The sequence below is a fragment of the Microbulbifer mixtoriginis (SeqCode) genome, assembly GCF_052468275.1.
The window spans coordinates 4,309,330-4,326,535 of sequence record NZ_CP174341.1 but is presented as its reverse complement, the minus strand read 5'-3'; the positions used below and the strand labels follow the sequence as shown (position 1 = coordinate 4,326,535).

15 protein-coding genes are annotated in these 17,206 nt (G+C 50.7%); 5 read left to right on the top strand and 10 right to left on the bottom strand.

All coding sequences use genetic code 11. The features are described 5' to 3' along the window. Window positions 1-18: 18 nt before the first annotated feature. Both ACJJIC_RS19000 and ACJJIC_RS18995 read right to left on the bottom strand, forming a co-directional pair. The gene (locus tag ACJJIC_RS19000; protein ID WP_445357661.1) at window positions 19-297 is read right to left on the bottom strand and encodes a hypothetical protein; all 279 of its coding nucleotides are present in this window, start codon (window positions 295-297) and stop codon (window positions 19-21) included. A 102-nt stretch (window positions 298-399) separates the two neighbouring features. Next, window positions 400-1,539 carry a hypothetical protein gene (locus ACJJIC_RS18995; RefSeq protein WP_445357660.1) on the bottom strand — a complete coding sequence of 380 codons (1,140 nt, stop codon included), beginning with the start codon at window positions 1,537-1,539 and terminating at the stop codon, window positions 400-402. Between the two features lie 939 nt (window positions 1,540-2,478). Between ACJJIC_RS18995 and csrA the strand changes: the two genes are divergently transcribed. Then, entirely contained in the window at window positions 2,479-2,685 is a 207-nt protein-coding gene (csrA, locus tag ACJJIC_RS18990) for a carbon storage regulator CsrA (protein ID WP_445357659.1), read from the top strand. Window positions 2,686-3,114: 429 nt separating this feature from the next. Here the strand turns inward: csrA and ACJJIC_RS18985 are convergent, their stop codons facing one another. The 5 genes from ACJJIC_RS18985 to ACJJIC_RS18965 all read right to left on the bottom strand — a co-directional run bounded on the left by ACJJIC_RS18985 (window position 3,115) and on the right by ACJJIC_RS18965 (window position 10,091). Further along, entirely contained in the window at window positions 3,115-3,759 is a 645-nt protein-coding gene (locus ACJJIC_RS18985; protein ID WP_445357658.1) for a DUF4304 domain-containing protein, read from the bottom strand. Between the two features lie 554 nt (window positions 3,760-4,313). Continuing rightward, the gene (locus ACJJIC_RS18980) at window positions 4,314-7,088 is read right to left on the bottom strand and encodes a valine--tRNA ligase (RefSeq protein WP_445357657.1); all 2,775 of its coding nucleotides are present in this window, start codon (window positions 7,086-7,088) and stop codon (window positions 4,314-4,316) included. Between the two features lie 148 nt (window positions 7,089-7,236). Continuing rightward, window positions 7,237-8,088, bottom strand: coding sequence for a hypothetical protein (locus tag ACJJIC_RS18975; RefSeq protein WP_445357656.1), 852 nt, complete (start codon window positions 8,086-8,088; stop codon window positions 7,237-7,239). A 15-nt stretch (window positions 8,089-8,103) separates the two neighbouring features. Then, window positions 8,104-8,535: a DNA polymerase III subunit chi gene (locus ACJJIC_RS18970; RefSeq protein WP_252084876.1), complete on the bottom strand. Its 432-nt coding sequence runs from the start codon at window positions 8,533-8,535 to the stop codon at window positions 8,104-8,106. 89 nt (window positions 8,536-8,624) lie between these two features. Further along, window positions 8,625-10,091, bottom strand: coding sequence for a leucyl aminopeptidase (locus ACJJIC_RS18965; protein WP_444885815.1), 1,467 nt, complete (start codon window positions 10,089-10,091; stop codon window positions 8,625-8,627). A 187-nt stretch (window positions 10,092-10,278) separates the two neighbouring features. Between ACJJIC_RS18965 and lptF the strand changes: the two genes are divergently transcribed. Together lptF and lptG are read left to right on the top strand one after the other, a co-directional pair. Next, complete coding sequence (gene lptF / locus ACJJIC_RS18960; RefSeq protein ID WP_444888250.1) at window positions 10,279-11,409, top strand: LPS export ABC transporter permease LptF; 1,131 nt, start codon at window positions 10,279-10,281, stop codon at window positions 11,407-11,409. After that, entirely contained in the window at window positions 11,402-12,463 is a 1,062-nt protein-coding gene (lptG, locus tag ACJJIC_RS18955) for an LPS export ABC transporter permease LptG (RefSeq protein ID WP_445357655.1), read from the top strand. The genes lptF and lptG overlap by 8 nt, the downstream gene beginning before the upstream one ends. Window positions 12,464-12,490: 27 nt before the next feature. Here the strand turns inward: lptG and ACJJIC_RS18950 are convergent, their stop codons facing one another. From ACJJIC_RS18950 to ACJJIC_RS18940, 3 genes are all read right to left on the bottom strand, one after another. Next, window positions 12,491-12,988: an RDD family protein gene (locus tag ACJJIC_RS18950; protein ID WP_444888252.1), complete on the bottom strand. Its 498-nt coding sequence runs from the start codon at window positions 12,986-12,988 to the stop codon at window positions 12,491-12,493. A gap of 76 nt (window positions 12,989-13,064) precedes the next feature. Beyond that, window positions 13,065-13,553 (bottom strand): hypothetical protein, encoded by a 489-nt coding sequence (locus tag ACJJIC_RS18945; RefSeq protein ID WP_445359698.1) that lies wholly within the window; start codon window positions 13,551-13,553, stop codon window positions 13,065-13,067. 409 nt (window positions 13,554-13,962) lie between these two features. After that, window positions 13,963-14,652, bottom strand: coding sequence for a class I SAM-dependent methyltransferase (locus tag ACJJIC_RS18940; RefSeq protein ID WP_445357653.1), 690 nt, complete (start codon window positions 14,650-14,652; stop codon window positions 13,963-13,965). Window positions 14,653-14,735: 83 nt separating this feature from the next. On the opposite strand from ACJJIC_RS18940, the gene ACJJIC_RS18935 reads away from it, so the two are divergent. Both ACJJIC_RS18935 and ACJJIC_RS18930 read left to right on the top strand, forming a co-directional pair. Further along, the gene (locus tag ACJJIC_RS18935) at window positions 14,736-16,370 is read left to right on the top strand and encodes a GMC family oxidoreductase (protein WP_445357652.1); all 1,635 of its coding nucleotides are present in this window, start codon (window positions 14,736-14,738) and stop codon (window positions 16,368-16,370) included. Further along, entirely contained in the window at window positions 16,367-17,170 is an 804-nt protein-coding gene (locus tag ACJJIC_RS18930; RefSeq protein ID WP_445357651.1) for a putative RNA methyltransferase, read from the top strand. Before ACJJIC_RS18935 ends, ACJJIC_RS18930 begins: the two co-directional genes overlap by 4 nt. The last annotated feature ends 36 nt before the right edge of the window (window positions 17,171-17,206 follow it).

Here is a 17,206-nt window from a genome sequence, read left to right as displayed (position 1 = left end):
TACTTGCCTTTAAGTGATTTATTGTTGTGCATTGTCAGATGTCGATTCTTTCTCATTAGTTAACGCATAAACTTTTAGAATTAACTCGGCCATTTCTTTCATTTCTTTCCTGCTCTCTCTGGCATCTTGTGCTTCAAGGAGCTCTGTATTTGCGGAGGCTATCTTAACTGTTTGATAGCTATAGTAGGATGAGATACAAGCAGAAAAAACTATGACGGCAGTAAAAATGGAATTTATTAATTCATAGTTGATTCTTCTGTTCTTCATTCTCTCGTCAATTTCTATCTCTACACCCATCTCCACCCCCTTGTTTCACTTAGCGCCATCGTCAACTACCGCCTTTTGTGTATTTTTTGCATAATGCGTGAAAGTAGCCGAAAGTCAGATTGCACGACCTTGTTAGGCATTTTCCAAACTCTTAATCCAGTTAATTAATGTGCCTCTTGCTATGTATTCAAACATATGGAGAAGCATTGGGGTATCTTCCGCCAACCAAACTCCGCCAAGAGTTTGGCATGCTACACCTGTAGGTTTTTCTGCCATGCAATTTCCAATAATTATCTCTCCACTACACATAGGAGCAGGAAAAGGAATACCTCCATGTAAGGCATTCGAACGATACTCATATATTTTTCCTAATGCGGATCTCATAAAAGTTCGAGACCAAGGTATTTGTGCCCATGCTAGAGGTCGTTTTTCAGGTGGCTCTGGTAAATACTTAAGAATAAATTTAATGAATTTACTTGTTGCGCCTAGAGTATGTACAATTTCATTGGCAACAATCTCTGTAAGTCCCTCAACGCCTGTGTTTTCTAATATGCTATATAGATTTGGCTTGGATGCTTCAAGTTTTGAAACAGGAGAATCATCACCTTGATGCCACATGTTCGCACCAGACTCTAATGCAGAAACAAGCATTAGCCATGAAAGAGCTGGTTCAGATTCTCCAATCCATAAGGCATCTTGATATAACCTAGCAGCTCTAATAACAGCAATAGCTTCCCTTCCTGAAAGATTCGGAAGGTTTTTTATTGGTGTTAGGTTTTCAAGTGAATGAGCACCCACTGAATTAGGTAACTTTAGCTGCCTATCATCAAGACTCATTGTTGGTTCACGTCGGAATCTAAAAGTTTGTGGGCGCCCCAAAGGATCACCGCCTTGATCAAAGCGGCGTGATTCATCTGCAGCTTTGACTCTAATTCCTAAACATAATGATACCAGTGCAGCAATTTCGTCCGGAAACCAACCACCATGATAATTTGAAGTGTCAGTCTCGTTCATTTGCGCGAGATTATTTTCCAAATGAAACTCTACTCTAAGAATGATACTTGGCTTGAGTAAACCGGGGCGATCATCTCCTGGTACAGTATTTAAAAACTTGTATGGTCCATATCCTTCTGATATTTCACCAATTATTCTAGCATCTGTATATAAAGGATATTCTATGGTAGCTCTGTGAGCCTCTCTGTTTTCAAATGCCTTCCAATTAGTGCAAGAAATAGGTCCTGAAGAATCGACTTCTGTTACTTCTTCATTCATTAAATAATCCCTTTATTTTGAAGGGCTGCCTAATAGTGTATCCAAAAGCAGCCGCATTATATCACGAGTCAATATATCCCAAGAGCAGAAAACCCCTCTAGCCAGAAAAAATAAATCAGCATGTTAGTCAGCAATGGTGGGAATTTACTCTAGTGGATATATTGCGGTTGCATTATTTCCCGACATTTCGCTGCTTTTTATCACAGGCTTAAACTATTCAAAATCAATAAGTTAGCGTTCTTTTTACTGTGGATATGTGAGGCTGCTCTTGATCTTTGGTATTGATAGAGGATGAAAACAACAAAGTGTATGTAAAATCAGAGAATGAAGCCGCTAGGGATGATCTACTGGTTCTGGATTCCAAAGTGAGTTGCGGGGAAGAGTACCAATTCTAACGGTTATTTTTATGTGCAACTAAGATTCTCAGTTTGTGATTACACAAAATATAGGCACAAAAATAATCTTATTGGATTTTATTCAGTTTGTTTTAGTGTCAAAGCTGCGTAAAATCGGTGGATATTTATCGATATTTGGGTCTTCATTGAACAGCCTATAAAAGGCCGGTGACCAAAGAGATTCAAGAGACCCAAGAATTTTCTATAAACTATTCCCTCAAAGGAGAACGGTAGCGTGACGTAAGAGTAAGTAAAAGGCGCTGACCCAAGGTGGTGGAACACCTAGGGCCAGCTAACCAAATTGATAACTAGACTATCAAAATGGCTATATGGATCATACGCTAGAAACCCGCTCGTCTTCAATAAAGTGGAGTCCATTCAGCAGTTTGGGGCATGTTCCCTGGCTCTGGAAGCGTTGCGTCTGCCTTTTCTACTTCTATGCCTACCGTTCTCGCGCTCCACCTGATACTTCCTTAAAAGTTACTTTCAATTCCTTCCATTAAGGGAGGTCTACGTATGGTTTGAGTACTAATAGGAAACAAATATGTTGATCTTAAAGCGTCGGGCGGGTGAAAACTTACGGATTGGAGCTAACGTCTCAATTACGGTATTGGGAGTTAAGGGTAATCAGGTAAAGATAGGCATACGTGCTCCCAAATCTCTACCCGTTCATCGTGAGGAAATCTATAGACGTGTCCAAAAGGAGAGGGTGCTGGGGGATGGAGGTGGTGGAGATTACGGAGTGCCTTAAGCAAGGCCGTGCGTTGCGTGTTCAGTCTGCCGGGCGATAGGGTTGAAGCCTTGTTAGAGGCGCGCTAGCGCGTTCTGAGGAGGCTACGCTTTTTTTGGCCGGAGCGTACTTGAGCGACTTGTTATAAGTACGGTCTGAGATGCGTTTCCTTACCTGTATATAGTTGTTTCCCATCTCGCGCAAAGCGCCTTAATTAGGCCATGTGTTTCAGCGGAAATTTGATCAGAGAAAATGATCGTGAGCACTGTACCCCTACCTTTTACATCGTCGTAACCTGGCATGTTATAGATGCATCGAAAAAAGAGGTCTTCATCCTCCTGGCTATAAAATCGTGGGCCTTCCAGCTGAATCGAGTTCATAAATTAATACTTATTACCCCTTTAGTTTGGGTGCACGTCTAGCACATCCCAAACCTAAACTGATTATACGTTACGATGCCCATGGTAGAACTATTTCACCTTCTTTGTAGTCATCAAGGCACATTAGGTTCCTAGTCCTTAATACAATGCCTTGTAATGAGCTTTTGAACGCATCTGGATTACTTAGGAGGAATACAAACTCACCAGCCCTGCGCTGAACAGCATCTTCCCAAGTGCGATCATACTTGGAGTCGCATATGTTTTGAAAGTAACACTTAGCCTCGTCTAGATTACCTGAAAGGGCTTTAAATATACCGCAATAATAATCATCCCATATTGAGCGCCGTTCATCTCTGGAATACCATGAAATAAACTCTTCTACAGATTTATATTTTCCTAAGAGGTGTGAGGCTAAGGCTGCTGCCTCTATAGCCATCTTATCAACTTTATGTTCAAAATCAGAATCATCTTCTGCGTTTGCAAAACCGGGAAGTCTATTAGGTATATGAAAAGCCCAGCCGGCCGACTCATAGAAAAAATGACTAACAGACACATTTACATAAGTGCTTCTTGTGTGAGAGCTGGGTTGAAATTCAACTACTACAGACCACCAACCGTTGTCTTTATACCAGATTCGAGATTTACCGGATTGTACAAATCCTAAAGGCTTAAGGTTTTCTCTAGCTTTTTGCGTAATTAGTTTATTGTGATTCATCTTCTTTTACGTATAACTATTTATATCGTAATCATTCTGACCACTATTATCATGATTGCTACCCTGGAATCAATCTAACGAAGAAATGCGTAAAACCTTGAGGGATGAATAAATTACATACAAGCCTGAATTCTTGACCCAAATGCAAAATGATCCTTTGGCCACTATCCCCAATGAATAGACTTTCTCTAACTCACTGTTATGCCTGGAGCTTTTAATCATTCATGATCTTTATAAAAAATAACAGCCAAACCGATTGAAAATCATGTTGATTTCTTATCAGGTACTCAGGAGGGTTGAATAATTGGGCGGTGCTTGAAGCGTCTTCGTGCGCTTTAGGTCGTATATCACTTCGGTAAAGCTGATTTTGGAGCTGACAAATCCACAAGCGATGCAGGTAAGTTGAGCACAGACTCGGGTTCTGAAGTTGATAGAAAATCGAAAGGCACTTGTTCAAGAAGGGGTAGTTTGATTTATATCAAAAAAAGAAAAGGGGGCAGAGCCCCCTTTTTTTAATCAGATCCGCTCTTTATCGGAGCGGATTACCAGAACCATTAAAGGTTACTGATTTCTTCAAGCTGCTGTTGCAGACGCTCGTGAGCACCTTTCATTTCTGCAAGCTTGTCCTTCTCCTTGGCAACAACGGCTTCGGGAGCTTTATCTACAAACTTGGGATTGTTGAGCTTGCCTTCAACTCGTGCGAGTTCTTTGGAGAGTTTATCAATCTCTTTTTGTAGACGGGCGCTCTCGGCTTTAACGTCGATCAGGCCGGCCATGGGTACTAGCAATTCCATATCGCCTACCAGGGCAGTGGCGGAGGCTGGTGCAGCTTCTCCACTTTCCAGCCAGGTGATTTCTTCGAGGCTGGCCAGTTTGATCAGCAGGCTGCGGGCTTGCTCCAGCAGTTCTTGGTCACGGCTGGAACCGCCGCGCAGGATCAGTGGGATTTTCTTCGCTGGGGAAATATTCATTTCACCGCGAATATTACGCACGCCTTCAATAACCTGCTTCAACCAGGCAACGGCCGCTTCCGCTTCTTCGTCGATCTTGCTGTTATCGGCTTCCGGGTACTGTTGCAGCATAATGGTGTCACCGTTGGAACCGGCGAGGGTTTTTACACGCTGCCAGATTTCTTCGGTGATAAACGGCATCAGCGGGTGGGCCAGGCGCAAGATGGTTTCCAGTACGCGGATCAGGGTACGGCGGGTGCCTTTCTTCACTGCGTCGGAGGCGTTGTCGTCCCATAGTACTGGCTTGGAAAGTTCCAGGTACCAGCTGCAGTACTCGCTCCAGATAAAGTCGTACAGGGCCTGTGAGGCGAGGTCGAAGCGGTAGGTATCCATCGCTTCGCGTACGGTGATTTCGGTGCGCTGCAGTTGGGAAATAATCCAGCGGTCGGCGACAGTCAGCTCGAAGTCGCTACTGTTGTCCTGGCCACAGTCCTGTCCTTCACAGTTTTGCAGTACGTAGCGGGAGGCATTCCAGATCTTGTTACAGAAATTACGGAAGCCTTCAATACGGCCCACGTCAAACTTGATGTCACGGCCGGTGGATGCCAGTGAGTAGTAGGTGTAGCGCAGGGCATCGGTACCAAAAGCAGAGAAACCTTCGGGGAAGTCCTTACGAGTTTGCTTTTCAATCTTTTCGCGCAGGTGCGGCACCATCATGCCGGAGGTGCGCTTGGCTACCAGGCTCTCCAGGTCGATACCGTCGATCAAATCGATAGGATCGATCACGTTGCCCTTGGATTTGGACATCTTCTGGCCGTGGTTGTCGCGCACCAGGCCGTGTACGTACACGGTGTTAAACGGTACTTCCTTCTTGAAGTAGAGGGTCAGCATCATCATGCGTGCAACCCAGAAGAAAATAATATCGAAGCCGGTGACCAGTACGGAGCTGGGGTGGAAGGCTTTCAGTTCTTCGGTATCTTCTGGCCAGCCCAGGGTGCCGAAGGTCCACAGGCCGGAGGAGAACCAGGTGTCGAGTACGTCGTCGTCTTGGCGCAGGCTGATATCGGCGCCCAGGTTGTGCTTCTCGCGCACTTCTTCTTCGCTGCGGCCAACGTAGACTTTGCCTTCGTTGTCGTACCAGGCGGGGATGCGGTGGCCCCACCACAGCTGGCGGGAGATACACCAGTCCTGGATATCGCGCATCCAGGAGAAGTACATGTTTTCGTAGTTTTTCGGTACGAACTCAACGCGGCCATCTTCAACGGCGGCGATGGCTTCATCGGCCAGGGGCTGGGTTTTTACGTACCATTGATCGGTGAGCCAGGGCTCAATCACGGCGCCGGAGCGGTCCCCGTGAGGGACCTTGAGGGTGTGGGGCTCTACTTTTTCCAGCAGGCCGAGGGCGTCCAGGTCGTCGACAATCTGGGTGCGCGCGGCAAAGCGCTCCATGCCCCGGTATTTTTCCGGCACTGCGTCGTTCAGGTGGGCGTCGGCATCGAGGATGTTGATCATCTCGAGGTTGTGGCGCTGGCCCATTTCGTAGTCGTTGAAGTCGTGGGCTGGGGTGATTTTTACACAGCCGGTGCCGAATTCACGGTCGACGTATTCGTCGGCAATAATCGGGATTTCGCGATCCGCCAGGGGCAACTTGATGGTCTTGCCAATCAGGTGCTGGTAGCGCTCGTCTTCCGGGTGTACAGCTACGGCAGTATCGCCGAGCATGGTTTCCGGGCGGGTAGTGGCAACTACCAAGTGGCCAGAGCCGTCGGAGAGCGGGTAGCGGAAGTGCCACAGGTGACCCTGCTTCTCTTCGTTTAATACTTCCAGGTCTGAGATCGCGGTGTGGAATTTCGGGTCCCAGTTCACCAGGCGCTTGCCGCGATAAATCAGGCCGTCTTCATACAGTTTGATAAAGACTTCCTGCACCGCTTTGTAGAAGCCGTCGTCCATGGTGAAGCGTTCGCGGGACCAGTCGGGGCTGGCACCCAGGCGGCGCAGCTGGCGGGTAATGGTGCCGCCGGACTCTTCCTTCCACTCCCAGACCTTCTCAATAAACTTGTCGCGGCCCAGGTCGTGGCGGGATACGCCTTCGGCGCCCAGCAGGCGCTCTACCACCATCTGGGTGGCGATACCGGCATGGTCGGTGCCCACTTGCCACAGGGTGTTGTCTCCCTGCATGCGGTGGTAGCGAATCAGGGCGTCCATGATGGACTCCTGGAAACCGTGGCCCATATGCAGGCTGCCGGTGACGTTCGGCGGCGGGATCATAATGCTGTAGGGCTTGGCCTCAGTATCCCCGGAAGGCTTGAAGTAGCCGTTCTCCTCCCAGGTTTTGTACCACTGCTGTTCGATGGCGTTGGGCTGGTATGTTTTGTCCATGCGGGCGGGAAACCTTGTATTTAACTGACTGCGTGCACAGCGTTTTGGCTCAGGATAGTCTGGTACTTGCTCGGGCTGCGCGGAAAAGGCGGCAATTATACCGCCGGGGGTAGGGTGGGCAAAAGGCAGCTTTAGGGCTAAATCGCACTCAGTCCCAGATCTCTAGCTCGTCGACCACTTTTTCTATCTGGGCACGCAGCTGTTTTTCCAGTTGGGGAAGCTGTTGGGCTACCAATTCTTCAATCAAATCGTTGCGCTGGCGCTCTTTCTCTGAGGGCTCCAATTTTTCTACTGGCCCTTCCTTTTCTGCAATCGCCTGGGCCATTACCAATGCCTGGGTACGGGTACCCGCGCTGGCGGTTTCTATGGCCTCGGGTTTGTTTTGGGGCTGCCTTTCATGGGATGGGATACGCCCCCCGGTAAGCCGCGAGCGAATATGGGCTGGTAAGAAGGGGTTGTCGGGTGCCGGTACAGGAGCCTCAGTTGCTGTATCCGTTGCGGTTGTACGATCAATGTCAGTCCCCTCACTATTCGATTGAGCGTTATTGCCAGGCTGGTCATCATGGTCATCATCATGGGCTGACGCTTCCTGGGAAGTCTGCACTTGGGGCTCTGCCGTTGTTTTGCCGGGCAGGTTTTGTAAGGGGCGCAATAGGGCTAGATCCGATTCGGCCAACTGCACTTTATGTTCTTCGCCCAGTGTCTCCTCGATTGGGGAAAACAATATGGGCAGGTCCTCTTCTAAGGCGTCATCCATTGGGGAAGGTGGCGGGGCTTCTGGTTCAGTGGATAACAATGGAGGCTCTGTAGGAGGTGCAGCGGTTAGGGTTTTTGGCTCATCCTTCCCCGTTACTTGGCCCGCTACTTGGTTGAGCAGTGGGATTTCATCGAGATCGTCACTGTTGAGTAGGTCGTGCAGTGAGTTCAGCTCATCGAGCAGCTCGCTGGAAGGTTTGCGTGGTTGTCCGCGCTGCTTGTGCTTGTTCTTTCGACCGGACATGGCGGTAGTTAGTGATTACATGCTCTGGTTGATCTTATGGGATTGTAACGGATATCCGCGATCACGGAAGTGACCAAATCGCGATCGTGAGCGTTGCAGGGCATTGGCTTCTTGAACGACGATCTCGGCGAGACGTTCGAAGCGGCTGAACCAGTTGGGGACTTTGCTGCACAGGTTGATCAGTAGGCCGTGGTGTGCCTGCGGATCTTCACCGCAGTTGATTTCGATGGCAGCCTGCTCGCCATTCGCTTGGTTGGCATGGGGCAGGAAACTGTCTTCACGGAAGGTCCACAACAGCTGGTTGAGTTGCTCGGCACGCTCCTGATTATCCACGGCAAGCAGAACCCGAAGACCGTTGCGATAGGCCTTTTCCGCCAGGCGACAGGCGAAGATATCCGCTTGCTGGGGCTGATCGGAGGAGAGGATGTAAAAGTCGATACGGGTCATGCTGGCTTATATTTGTACAGAGACGACAACGGCCCGCGAGGGGCCGTTACGGCTGCCGCTCGGGGGCGGCTATTGTGCGCTTTTGCCAGTTATTTTCCCAGCAGGTATTCCACCAGAAGCGGTACCGGACGTCCGGTGGCACCTTTAGCGGCACCGGATTTCCACGCGCTACCGGCGATGTCCATATGTGCCCAAGTGTACTCTTCGGCAAAGCGGGACAAGAAACAGGCGGCGGTTACAGAGCCGGCATCGCGGCCGCCGATGTTTTGCATATCGGCAAAGTTGGAGTCCAGGGCGGGCTGGTACTCATCCCAAAGAGGCATTTGCCAGGCGCGGTCGCCACTGGTTTCGCCGGCCTTGAGCAGGTCTTGGGCGAGTTCTTCGTTATTGGCATAGAGGCCAGTGGCGTGGTGGCCGAGAGCGATTACACAGGCACCGGTGAGAGTGGCGATATCGATGACCGCGCGGGGCTTGTACTTGCTGGCATAGGTGAGTGCGTCGCAAAGTACCAGGCGGCCTTCGGCATCGGTGTTCAGAATCTCGATAGTCTTTCCGGACATGGAGGTGACGATATCACCGGGCTTGCTGGCGCGGCCGCTGGGCATATTTTCTGCGGCGGCGACCAGGCCCACCACATTGATAGATGGCTGCAGCTCCACCAGGGCGTTCATCACACCGAAAACACTGGCCGCACCGCCCATATCGTATTTCATTTCATCCATGGCCTGGCCGGGCTTGATGCTGATACCACCGCTATCGAAGGTAATGCCCTTGCCCACCAGCACAATAGGTTTCTCGCTGGTTTTGCCACCCTTGTAGTTCATGGCGATCAGGGCGGGGGGCTGGTCACTGCCTTTTGCTACGCTGAGAAGTGCGCCCATACCAAGCGCTTTCATTTTTTTCTCGTCGAGCACAGTTGTGGAGAGCTTTGTGTGTTTTTTGGCCAGTGTGCGGGCCTGAGCTGCCAGATAGTTGGGTGTACAGATATTGCCAGGCAGATCACCCAGTTCCCGTGCTACATTGCTTCCCAGTGCTTGGCCGGCACCAATCTCCATCCCTTTTTGGATGGTTTTTAGCTGCTTGCGATCAATGGCATGCAGGGTGAATTTGGTGAGAGGATAGGGTTTGGCATCAGTGAGGCACTGGGTGAAGCGGTAGGTGGCCAGACCTGTGGCCAGCGCAATCTGCTGGGCTTGCCAGGCTTTATCAGCCCCTTTTACTTCGAGCTCGCACAGGTAGCTGGTAGCGTCTTTGAACTTTTTCACCACTGCGGCACTGGCGCTGGCCAGCTTGCGGAACTCTGCCTGGCTGATGTCTCCCTTGCCGGTGCGAACGACCAGCACTCGCTCACTGGGTCCGTCCAGCAGGTCGATTAACTGGGTGCTGCCGGGTTTTACGCCCAGATCACCACGCTTGAGAATTTTGCCAATAGTTCCTTTTGCGAGTTGATCGAGGTTTTTACCGCTGGGGCTTAAGCCATTTTTAGCATCAGCTGAAATAACGGAACAGGCTGCGCGCTGTTTGGAGATATCCGAGACCTTTGCGGAGAACTGCATTTTTCGCTTTCCTTAAAATCTGACAATAGATTGCATAGCTCTGAACCGAGACATAGCAAGAATTTTTAGTGATAATGCGTCGCACAAGTTTAACCTGCTCGTCTATGGATTGCTGTACCTAGTGGGCAACTTGTTCGACTGAAGTCCAATTCATCACACCGCTGTCACCAAGGAATTCGTTCGCCCTGTGATTATTTTCCGCTATCTCTGCCGCGAGCTGCTGTTTGCCACGCTGGCGGTCAGCGCAGTTTTGCTATTAATGGTGATGAGTGGCCGATTTGTGAAATACCTTGCGGAAGCCGCCGCAGGGGACCTTTCGGCTAATATCCTTTTCTCCTTAATGGCCTACCGCTTACCGGGATTCCTGGAATTGATATTGCCATTAGGGTTATTCGTCGGGATTCTTTTGGCCTATGGGCGCCTCTATATAGAGAGCGAAATGACAGTGCTGCACGCCTGTGGTTTCAGCGAATGGCGTTTGCTGTTTTACACCCTGGCACCGGCTCTGGCAGTGGCCTTGTTTGTGGCTTCAATGAGTTTGTACCTCACCCCCGCTGGTGCCGAGCGTTCCAACCTGATGCTCAACGCGGAAAAATCCCGCAATGAGTTTGATCACCTGATACCGAAGAAATTTATATCCACCAGTGGCGGCCAGGCAGTGTATTACGCAGAGGCCCTGAGTGAGGATAAGTCCACCATGCTGGGAGTGTTCCTCGCCGAGTTGAGGGCCACGGAAGCTGAGACTGAGGCGAATCGCCAGGTAGTTACTCGCGCCAAAGAAGGGGTCCAGCAAATCGATCCCGAAACGGGGCTGCGCTACCTGGTACTGCGCGATGGCTATCGTTACGAGGGCGTACCGGGACAGCGGGAATACAGGCAGATGTCGTTTTCCAGCTACGAGGTACTAATGGAACCACCACGGTTGCGCAGTCGTTGGCGCGACCAAATTGAGTCGGCCCCTACTACGCAGCTGATTGGCAGTGACAACCCCAGGGAGACGGCCTACCTCTACTGGCGCTTGAGTTTGCCGGTGTTGGTGTTGGTGGTTGCGGTGCTGGCGGTACCGCTATCGCGTACTAATCCCCGCCAGGGACGCTTTATCAAGATGTTCCCCGCGATACTCCTATACCTCATTTACCTGGTGGTTCTGCAGGGGGTTCGCGGGGCTGTAGAGGATGGCAAGTTTGCCAACCCCGCGGTGATCTGGTTGGTACACCCCCCCTTCCTACTGATTGGGTTATTGCTTCTGGCGGCGAGGAATTGGCGCCCTAAACCCAAACCATTGCCGGAAGGTGTTAAGGAGTCGGCCGATGTATAAGCTGGATATGTATATTGGCCGCACCATCGCCCTAGCGGTTTTCGTGGTGCTATTGATTATTCTGGGCCTGGATATTATTTCCGCCATTATCGACCAATTGGGAGACCTCAAGCGCGATTACGGCTTTAGCCAGGCAATACAATATGTCCTGTGGAGATTGCCAGGGCGTATTTATGAGCAGTTGGGCTTTTCCGCCCTCGTGGGATGTATGGTGGGGCTGGGAACACTGGCAGGCACCAGTGAACTGACCGTTATGCGTGCGGCTGGTGTCTCTATCGGCCGTATTGCCTGGGCGGTAATGAAACCAATCATTCTGTTGATTTTTATCGGTTTGGCCCTGGCGGAGTTTGTGATTCCCAAGACCAATGTAATCGCCGAGAACAACAAAGCACGCGCCCTGGGTGAGCTCGAAGCAAGTGGCCTCGAAAGTGGTATGTGGTTAAAAGACAGTGGCGAATTTGTGCACTTTAATGCTGCCCTGCCAGATGGTGAACTCTATGGCGTAACCCGTTACCACTTTGCGGATAACCGGGAGCTGCAATGGGTGGAGTTCTCTGAACGGGGGCAGTTTCAGAATGAGCAGTGGCTGCTTAAGAATAGTCGCAGCACCCAGTTCCTGGGGGAAGATACGCAGAGTAAAGACCTGCCAACCAATGTATGGAAAGCGGAGGTCTCGCCGGAGTTGTTTGCCCTGATCGTGCCGCTGCCCTCGGATCTTTCCCCGCGCAACCTCTGGGATTACGGTACTTACCTGGATCGTAAGGGGGAAGATTCCGGGCGCTACTGGCTGGAGTTTTGGAAGAAAATATTGCAACCACTGACCATTGCCAGTTTGGTTATGGTGGCAATTTCCTTCATCTTTGGCCCACTGCGTGAAGTAACCACCGGGTTGAGAGTGTTTACCGGGATTATGGTGGGGATCATCTTCCAAACTGTGCAGGGGATACTCGGCCCCTCTTCACTAGTTTTTGGTTTTCCACCACTGCTGGCTGTACTGCTGCCGGTTCTTCTTTGTTTTGGTGCGGGCTGGCTATTACTCAAGCGGGCCCGATAGGGCCCCTTGCGCCTAATTTGTTGGCGGTTACCCTTTTTTCTTCTTTTTGGGTAAAAGGCGCACTTGAGACTCTGAAATCAAGTCGTGCCAAGTAGCCTTGTCGGAGCGGGCCCAGGCGGAAAAGTAGCCGAGGCCCAGGCAGGCGATAGAGAGAGGGGCGACAATGGCTCGCAGGATACATTGGCGCCAAGTAAGCTGTACGCCATCTGGATTCGCCACGATCAAGCGCCACGCGCGCATTCCCACAGTTTGTCCGGCTACCCGCCAGGACCAGAAGAAGTAGCCGGCGATCACCGCTAGAGCGCCCAGTTGATAAATTGGTCCGCCGACACATGGGCTGTAATCCATAGCTTCTGGCTGGCAGCTTAACCCACCAAATACCGAGGCCACTGGCAGGGCTATAAAGCCGTATACCATCATCAGTCCCATCAGGATTAGCAGGTCGTACATCAGGGCCGCCAAGCGCCGGCCGACGCTGGCGATTGGAAGTTCGGGAAATGAAGAAGGGGTACTTGAGCTGCTCACGGCTATCTCCGCCAAAATCGATTGGCGGAGATTCTAACAAAACTAGGGGAGGGCAAGGGCAAGTCGTCTGCCAGGTCTAAAATTCGTACTCGAAAGAAATCTTGAATTTGTCGTCAGAAAGGTTGATGCCATAATCTACCGAGTTACCTATCTTGCCCCGGTTGGTGGTGTAACGCAGAATACTTTTCTGCACCGTGCTCTTGTTGCGCTGCTTGTAGGTATCTAAACCAATCTTAACAATTTTGAATAGTGCCTTACCGCCAGTGGTTGGTCGAAACTCACTGGGGTAGGTATGCATTTGTAGCCACTGGTAGTTGAGGCGTCGTTGCGTACTATTCATGGAATTACTGCGAAGATAATCTGCGGCTTGGAATAGTGCAGCATTGTCCATGGCGAAGGCACTGTCGGAGAAAAATAGGTTCACGGATTGTATATTTAGGGCTTGTTGAGAATCGGGGATAAAAAGTTCGTCCGCTGAGCAGATACAACAGGTGGGAAATAGCAGTAATCCAACTGTTTTGGGTAAGGATTTGCCCGGTCTGATTCTGAAACTGCAGAGTGCCATTCTATCTACCCCAGGTGTTGCATCTCATTTCGGAAGGCCGCAAGCGGTCGTTGAATTTATTATGGGATACCCACCTCGAAGCGTTTTCCCATAGAAAATAGGCGGCTTCTGCTACTTCACTTACTGGACAGTCGCAAATTGTCGGAAACATCCCTGAAAGCCGCATGGATTGGACCCTTTTCCATTTTTGTCCAAGCAGTCGTAGCTGTGATCAGGAGAGCGCCAATGTTTTTTTATTATTTTTTTGATATTGGTGCGCCATGATTGATGAAAAAACGGTCTTGCTTTGAGCGCCGTATTTGAGGGGAGCTTGTGGGTTTTCAGTAGACTTGAGCGCGAAAATGTCGCTGAAAGCGACTACGCTGATAACCGGGCATTCAAAAACTGGCGCCAGTAACTGCTTTAGGGGTTAAGGGCAAACTTGTCCTGCCAGGATTAATGAGGCAGGTTTTCCGGTGGTTGGGTTGAGGGGTTCTTGCAGGGTGGTGAGCATCAATCCATGTTCGATGAATAATTGGGTCCAGCTTGATAGTGTGCGGAAATACCAGGGCGCTGCCTCCTGAAAATCCCCCTCTACACCTTGCCAGGAACCCGGTCGCCATCCATCCAGGTACTTTTCATCGCCACAGGAGAGTAGGGGGTGTAAAGTTTGGAGGAGTAGATACCCTTGTGGGTTGAGCAGGGAGCAAGCCCTGTGAAAAATGGCATTGGTGGCTTCCTCCCCAATCAGAGAGAAGTTGCATACAATCAAATCAAATTTACGCTCAAATGCCTGCGGATCTAGCTCTTCATAACAAACAGTACGGAATTGTTGCCGTTCTTGCCCTCGGCGCTTGGCTTCATTAATTAATTCGTCCACGCCATCAATCCCCCAGACATCCATGCCCTCTGCTGCCAGGCGACGGGATAGCCATCCTTCACCACAGCCAATATCCAGCACGCTGGAGGGATTATGCGCAAGGACAGCCTCAAAAATTGCCTGGTCGGTGATCAGCCTGCGGCTGGGTATTGTTCCCCGGTCCACCACCTTCACCCACTCGCCGGCATTATTGTGCCAGCTGCGTAGGACTTTATTGTCACTAAATTCGCAATCCCTCATCTTTGCGTTCCTTCATCTCTGTAATTTTGACGAGGTTGAGTGTACCGTCGAGGAAAATCCAGCTGCAAAGGTGCTGAGGTCCCATGTCCACTCAAATGGTGTTTGATTATGTGATCGTAGGTGCCGGCTCTGCCGGCTGTGTATTGGCCAACCGGCTGAGTACTGATGAGCAGCATCGTGTTTGCCTGCTCGAGGCAGGGCCCCCGGATCGCAGTCCGTTGATATCCATGCCCCTGGGTATCGGGATGTTGATGTCAGGCACAGACTATAACCTCCACCATTACACAGAACCACAGCAAAGCCTGAACAAGCGTCGATTGTTCTGGCCGAGAGGCCGTACTCTCGGGGGCAGTAGCGCGATTAACGCGATGGTTTATATCCGTGGTCAAAGTGAGGACTATGATGCCTGGGAAGCCGCAGGTAATGCAGGCTGGGGATGGCGTAGTTTATTGCCTTACTTTCTTCTCTCGGAGGGCAATGAGCGTGGTAGTGATGCGCACCATAGTGGCTATGGACCGCTCACGGTAAGTGATCTGAAGTGGAAAACTGAGTCTGGGCAAGCCTTCCTGCGCGCAGCTCAGTCTGCTGGACACCGGGCAAACAGTGATTTTAATGGCAGCCAGCAGAATGGAGTGGGCTTTTACCAGGTAACACAGCGCAGAGGTCGGCGGTGCTCTGCTGCTGCAGCCTATTTACATCCGATAAAAAAGCGTCCCAATTTACGAGTACTCACGCGTAGTCCAGTCGCTCGGCTGATATTGAGAGGTGACAGGGCTGTGGGGGTGGAATTGCTCAATGGTAAAAAAATATTGGCCAATAAGGAGGTATTACTCTGCGCAGGCGCAATACAGACCCCGCATTTGCTATTGCTCTCAGGCATTGGCCCACAAGAGGAGCTGCGTAAGTTTGATATTCTGCCGCAGAACCACCTGCCAGGGGTGGGTAAAAACCTTCAGGACCACCTCGATATCTCTCAGGTGGTGGAGACCTCAGACCCAATCACTTTTTCGAATGATCTGTGGGCGAGAGTGAAGCACGCCATGCGTGCGCCTGAATGGTTCTTCCTGAATCGGGGCCCATTGACCAGTAATGTTGCCGAAGCGGGGGGATTCGCGAGTTCAACCTTGGCCAACGGCCGCCCGGACATACAATTCCACTTCACGGCAGTGCCATCCTTTGAACACGGTTTCAATAAACAGTCGGGGTATGGTTACACCTTGCATGCATGTGCATTGCGTCCCAAAAGCCGTGGTGAAATAACTCTCAATACAGAGGATCCCAAGGCCCTGCCGAGTATCCAACCCAATTATCTTAGCGAGCCTGAAGATATGCAGGTGATGCTGGAGTCATTCGAAATGGCTCGGGACATCATCCACCAGGAAGATTTACAACGCTACCAGAAGCGCCTCTGGCTGCCGGAGCATAAGCTCAGCAGCAAGGCTTCCATCAAACACTATATTCGTCAGCATGCCGAGACAATTTATCACCCGGTGGGCACTTGTAAGATGGGCAATGATGATCTCGCAGTAGTCGACGCGGAGTTAAAAGTACATGGAGTAGATGGACTGAGGGTTGTGGACGCCTCCATAATGCCGGCCCTGATCAGCGGTAATACCAATGCACCGGTGATCGCAATTGCGGAGAAGGCAGCGGATCTTATTTTACAGCGCACCCCTCCCTCAATGATGAAGAATACACAAGTTCAGGAAGTTGAATGATTTGGCAATGTCCCCTCTGCGCAACGCCATTGACGCTGGGTAAAGATACCTGGCACTGCAGTAACCGGCACAGTTTTGATCGCGCGCGGGAGGGTTACGTTAATTTGTTACCCGTCTATCGCAAGCGGCGCAAGGACCCGGGAGATTCCACAGAAATGCTGCATGCCCGTCGCCGCTTTCTCAAGGCGGGCTATTATCGCCCACTAGTGGACACGATTACCGCGCTGCTGCCCTACCAGTCTGGGCGCCGGCTTTTGGATATCGGTTGTGGCGAAGGTTACTATTTACGCCAGTTGGAGTCTGCCGGATGGCACGGCCATGCGTTGGCCGGGGTAGATATTTCCAAGTCAGGCGTCCGTATGGCGGCTAAAGCCGACAGTGGTGCTCAGTTTGTTGTATCCAGCAATACCAACCTGCCAGTGGCTTCAAATAGCGTGGATCACCTCTTACGTATTTTTGCGCCTGCACCGGATACTGAGATGCTTAGGGTAATAAAGGAGGGGGGGCATTTGCTGGATGTTTCTCCCGGTCCGGATCACTTGTGGAGTTTGAAGGGACACCTCTACCGGGAGCCTCGTAAACACCCAGCCCCAAAGTTGATTGAGGGGCTGTATCCCGAGGTCGATTTACGCTGCTGTTTTCCTTTTGAATTGCGCGGGCACGAAGCGATTGCGGATTTTCTCGCGATGACGCCTTTTGCCTGGAAGGGCAATCGAGAGGCTCGCGCGGAGCTGGAAGAGCAGGAAAGCCTGGTTCTCGAGGCGGATTTTATTGTTCGTCGTTTCATCAAGAGAAAATAATCTAGTAGAAATGACAGCGAAATACTTTGTGTATGC

What these genes read in the sequence shown, in the direction of transcription:
- ACJJIC_RS19000 (WP_445357661.1), bottom strand. Translation starts at nt 297, where the DNA reads ATGGGTGTAGAGATAGAAATTGACGAGAGAATGAAGAACAGAAGAATC.
- ACJJIC_RS18995 (WP_445357660.1), bottom strand. Translation starts at nt 1,539, where the DNA reads ATGAATGAAGAAGTAACAGAAGTCGATTCTTCAGGACCTATTTCTTGC.
- csrA (WP_445357659.1), top strand. Translation starts at nt 2,479, where the DNA reads ATGTTGATCTTAAAGCGTCGGGCGGGTGAAAACTTACGGATTGGAGCT.
- ACJJIC_RS18985 (WP_445357658.1), bottom strand. Translation starts at nt 3,759, where the DNA reads ATGAATCACAATAAACTAATTACGCAAAAAGCTAGAGAAAACCTTAAG.
- ACJJIC_RS18980 (WP_445357657.1), bottom strand. Translation starts at nt 7,088, where the DNA reads ATGGACAAAACATACCAGCCCAACGCCATCGAACAGCAGTGGTACAAA.
- ACJJIC_RS18975 (WP_445357656.1), bottom strand. Translation starts at nt 8,088, where the DNA reads ATGTCCGGTCGAAAGAACAAGCACAAGCAGCGCGGACAACCACGCAAA.
- ACJJIC_RS18970 (WP_252084876.1), bottom strand. Translation starts at nt 8,535, where the DNA reads ATGACCCGTATCGACTTTTACATCCTCTCCTCCGATCAGCCCCAGCAA.
- ACJJIC_RS18965 (WP_444885815.1), bottom strand. Translation starts at nt 10,091, where the DNA reads ATGCAGTTCTCCGCAAAGGTCTCGGATATCTCCAAACAGCGCGCAGCC.
- lptG (WP_445357655.1), top strand. Translation starts at nt 11,402, where the DNA reads ATGTATAAGCTGGATATGTATATTGGCCGCACCATCGCCCTAGCGGTT.
- ACJJIC_RS18945 (WP_445359698.1), bottom strand. Translation starts at nt 13,553, where the DNA reads ATGGCACTCTGCAGTTTCAGAATCAGACCGGGCAAATCCTTACCCAAA.
- ACJJIC_RS18940 (WP_445357653.1), bottom strand. Translation starts at nt 14,652, where the DNA reads ATGAGGGATTGCGAATTTAGTGACAATAAAGTCCTACGCAGCTGGCAC.
- ACJJIC_RS18935 (WP_445357652.1), top strand. Translation starts at nt 14,736, where the DNA reads ATGTCCACTCAAATGGTGTTTGATTATGTGATCGTAGGTGCCGGCTCT.
- ACJJIC_RS18930 (WP_445357651.1), top strand. Translation starts at nt 16,367, where the DNA reads ATGATTTGGCAATGTCCCCTCTGCGCAACGCCATTGACGCTGGGTAAA.